4 protein-coding genes are annotated in these 4,260 nt (G+C 47.3%); all 4 read right to left on the bottom strand.

The window, feature by feature from the left end:
* A partial coding sequence (locus Q0614_RS05390) for a hypothetical protein (protein ID WP_298787071.1) occupies positions 1-317 on the bottom strand: 317 nt, incomplete at its 3' end.
* Positions 318-573: 256 nt separating this feature from the next.
* Positions 574-1,329: a hypothetical protein gene (locus tag Q0614_RS05385; protein ID WP_298787070.1), complete on the bottom strand. Its 756-nt coding sequence runs from the start codon at positions 1,327-1,329 to the stop codon at positions 574-576.
* A gap of 366 nt (positions 1,330-1,695) precedes the next feature.
* Entirely contained in the window at positions 1,696-2,754 is a 1,059-nt protein-coding gene (locus Q0614_RS05380) for a hypothetical protein (protein WP_298787069.1), read from the bottom strand.
* Positions 2,755-2,791: 37 nt separating this feature from the next.
* Positions 2,792-4,260: hypothetical protein (locus Q0614_RS05375; RefSeq protein WP_298787068.1), on the bottom strand; the 1,469-nt coding region annotated here is incomplete at its 5' end.

Here is a 4,260-nt window from a genome sequence, read left to right as displayed (position 1 = left end):
AAAGTTTTTTGCTGTGAAAAGTGTGTATCAGATATAAACCAATCTTTCGGACTCCTTGTCAAATCTCGTACGACAGCTTTTAACATTGTTTTTAATGAAGTAAAAACTTCTTGCCCTGTAATATCACATCGTACTTTTATATACTCGTTTTTCCAAGAGTTTTTAGGGAACCCTACAAAAATACCTGGCTTTCCAAATTGAGCACCAATTTCTATATTAGTTGTAAATGCAGGATGTTCTTCACTTCTAGGAATCCAGAAAACTATAGCACTTGCTTTGTACATAGCTTCTAATTCCCATCTTGTTTGTTTTTCCAAGTTTATATCTTTAAAATTAGGATTTGTTGGATTTAAAACAACACCATCAAAATTTAATTCTTTTAAAATTTTGCAAAAGAGCTTTTGCGGAATTTTATCCGCGTTTTATTTTGCGCCTAAGCTTTCGTGCGCTTGCTCGTCGAAACTTATAAAAATTTATAAAATTTCGCTCTATTTATGCGATCCGTCAAGTAGCGAAGTAAAGAGGGATAAATTCTAGCGATGATTGCACGGATTATTTGCTGCGCGAGCCGAGTTATTTCATTTTTGGGCGGAACGAGCGCTTTACGTCAAAGCCCTTGCTAGCGATTTTTATATCATTTGGTATCGTGCCTGCCGGAGCGGAGGCGTCCTTTTTGGCGGATAAAAACTCGACTAAGCTTTGCCAGACGAAATCGGCGTTCAGATAAAACCCCATCGCGTTAAGCTGTGGATTTATCGCTGCGGTGTGAATGTTCTGTGTGAGCTTAAAAAATACGATTGGGGCGTTTAAAATTTCATCTTTGCTTATATCGCCGTAAACAATGCTTTTTAGCGTCGTTTTGCGGTTGCCCTCTAGTGCCATGAGCTGCAGAATTTCCTCGCGTGTAGCCTGCTCGCCGACCTTACCTAGCCATGAGACGATATGGGCGCGAAATCCATCGCCAAAGCTCAAAGTTCTGTCATTCTGATACTGCCTTCTTAGCTCCGTCTCGTCAAACTCTAGGCTTGTGTAAATTTTACCTTGCGTTGCGAAAATATGGACTAAATTTTTGCCGATGAAAATTACGGAGTGAAGCAGGCGCGGCAGTTCATTTACGTTAGTTTTGCTCCAGTTTATAAATTTACCGCGGATAAAGCGGTACCCGCTAAGCTTCCTTTCAAAGACCTTTTTATCGCCCTCATCAAGCCTCCATAGCTCGTCCGCACTGACTGGAGTAGAGTTTCTGCGGTCATAGACCAAAGTCTCATCAACTCCGTATTTTGACACCATAAAATCGTAATTATCTTTAAATTTAGAGATAATTTTCATGTTTGTTTCCTAAAATTTTATCTTCCTTAAGTTTCTTAATCGGTGCGCTTTGCACTGAAACCGAAGCAAAATTTTATCGCTGCAAATTTACGCTGTGAACCTCGCAAATTTTACTAAAATTTACTGCTAAATCGCCAAAATTTATATCGTAAGCCCACGGCTCGCTCAATTTTCCGCGTGTCGTCAAAATAGCAAAACCGCACGAAAAGCGTGCGGCGCGGCAAATTTTAAATTTATTTTACGCGGCGACGTAGAATTTTAAAATTTATTTTCCGCGATGGCGCAAAATTTCAAATTTATCTGCCGCAAAAACAGAGGCCGTTACCGCTTAAGTCGCAAATTTTAGAGCGGTAAAAACCAAAGTTGCTACCGCTTAAAGTCGTGGATTTCGATATTTGCGCCATATTTTTTGCAAAGCTCGCTTACTTTTTCTTTCAGCCTTTCCTCGTCATAGCAGATGAGATCGATGTATGCGTGCCTTTGCCCGGTTGCGCCGCCGATTATCTCCAGAAACGAGCCGCAGCTTTCTAGCTCCTCGTCCTCGATCTTGTTTCGCAGATCAAAGCCCGCCTGCATGTCGTCGCCGTTACCTACGCTAAGAAAGCAAAATTTGATGCCGAGCTCGAAAGCTTCATTGTAGATGTCGCGCTTGCCGCCTAGGTACTCGCCTATGAGATTTCGCAGGCAGGTTGTGCCCACAACCACGTCCTCGCGCACCTTGCTACCGCGCGGCTGCATCTCATAGCTAAAAAAATTCTTTAGCGGTTCGCGCGCAGCTTTTTCGCCGAATTTCTCATCGATCAGATCGGCAAATTCGCTTAGCGGCACGCCGTTTTCCTGCGGCTTATCGAGTACCTCAAGCATGCCCAAAGCGTTAATGACCGTCGTCTCGCCGATGATGTTATCAAGCAGGATGAAGCTCAGATTGCCCGCCTTACTCTCGTCCTGCGCGAGCAGAGCCGCTAGGTTTTCGTTGTAAATTTTAATATCCACGTCGCTTTCGTTAAACTGCGCGTAGATCATCGACTCCTCGGCGTTTACGCGGGTACCATACATCTCGATCCCGCCGATACCTCGCGGCGCGCGCGGCTTTCCGAGCGTGCAGAGCATTCTGTCCTCAAGCTGCTTTGGCATAGCATTTTTGATAAAGCTTAGCCAAAATAATCGGTGTCTCATACCCTCGGGAGTTAGCACTAGATCGAGCTTATCGCCCGCGAGCCCCGTCATAAAATAGGGCTCGGCAAGGCAGATGCGAAGCTTCTCGTCGGTCTTTCGCATCGCCTTTTCAAACTCTTCCGCTGCCAAATCAGCCTTGGTCTCATCTATCACGCCGCTAAATTCCGCCCAAAATTTATCCACTCTGCCGGCAAAAGTGCTTGGAATTTGCACTTTTTCAGATTTTTTTCCTGAGCCAAATAGCCCCATAATCTCTCCTTTAATTAAATTTAAACGCAATTATAGCTTAATTTTTTGCGCAGGCTCGGAGCTCAAATTTTAAAAACTCTGCCCTCACGTGCACTGAAAGCAACCGCCCAAAATCTCGCATTTCTCGCAGATCTGCACGTATATGACCCCCTCGCCCTGCACCAGCTCGCCGAATGGGATCTGCGCTAGATGCTTCATCGTCCCGCCGCAGCTGGGGCAGCTCAGATACGCGGCATCCTGCACCCACTGCGGATAAGTCGCCCACGGTCACGTCAAGCTCTTCAAAGCAGCCGTAAAATGGCGAAACCTCGCCGCCTAGCTTAAATTTCATACCGCTTAGCCGCGTCATATCCTGCTGCGAAAAGTAACTTTTCTCCATCCCTTCGCCCTCGTAACTTAGCTCCGGCTCGCCGTCCGCGCCGCATTTGCAAAAATACATTACCGAGCCGACGCAGGTCGGGCAGCAGCGAAAGATCGCGTCGTGCTTTAAATTTAAAAACGCAAGCCGCGGCTCATCGGCCTTAAGACGCAGCATATCAAGCATCTCGCAGCCGCAAAACTCGCACTTTTGCCCCGTAGGCTCGCCGATCTGTACGGGCTCATCCGCGTTTTGGTTCGCGCCTTCGCAGCGGGCGTCCTTTGCATTTTCGCTTAAATTTAAACTGCCGCTAGCGTCTTTTTGCGCGTCTGATTTGAAATTTACGCGCTCGTTCCGCAAGATCGCGTCTTCGTCCATGCTTGCGCGAGTACTCTGCGCGCCCGCGTATAAATTTGAAATTTCGTCCGCGCCGTTTTGCGCGTTTTGTTCGGAATTTGCGCCGCTCGCGCCGCCTTTGAAATTTAAAATTTCACTCATGCCGCTCGCGTTTTTGCTTCGCGCGCCGACGTCGTCGCCTCCGCGCTCGCTAGCGCAGCCGCCGTTTTTCTCCGCGCTATCTTTTACGCGCACTGCTGTGAGGCATTTATCAAAAACGAGCGATTTGCGCTCGCCCGTCTCGTCAAAGCTCCAGCCGCCGATTTGCGCGTAAATTTCAGTGCCTGCGTAAAGCTTTTGGCGCCACGGCTTCGGGTTTTGATACAGCTCGTAAAAAAGCCGCGTCGTCTGCTCGTCACCCTGCCACGCAAGCGCGCATAGAACGTCATTTAGAGTGTTTTTGGTATTGTCTTGTAGCGAGTTTAGTTTTGCTATGAGCGCGTCTCTTACGTCCCTAGGCGCGCCGAAGTAAAGCTCCGGTGGGTAGTAAATCTCCGCCGCGGCAGCGGCTCTCACGATCCTTGGATCATGGATGCCCAACAGGCTAAAAAGCGCCCAAAAATCATTGCAAATCTCATCCCATTTTTCGATCTCGTCTATGCGGCCCGCGATTTTTAGGATCATCGCTTCTACTTCGTCCGTGCTTAGGTTTAAAATTTCGTCTCGCCTCTGCCTTTGGCGGCACGAGTGGCAGATTCCGTCGAAATATATCGTGTTTTCGCCGCATTTTGGGCATAGATGGGCTTTGCTTT

This window comes from uncultured Campylobacter sp., assembly GCF_937997595.1.
GTDB lineage: Bacteria > Campylobacterota > Campylobacteria > Campylobacterales > Campylobacteraceae > Campylobacter_B.
Note: the sequence above shows the minus strand (reverse complement) of the source record. Positions and strands in the feature narration are given on the sequence as shown.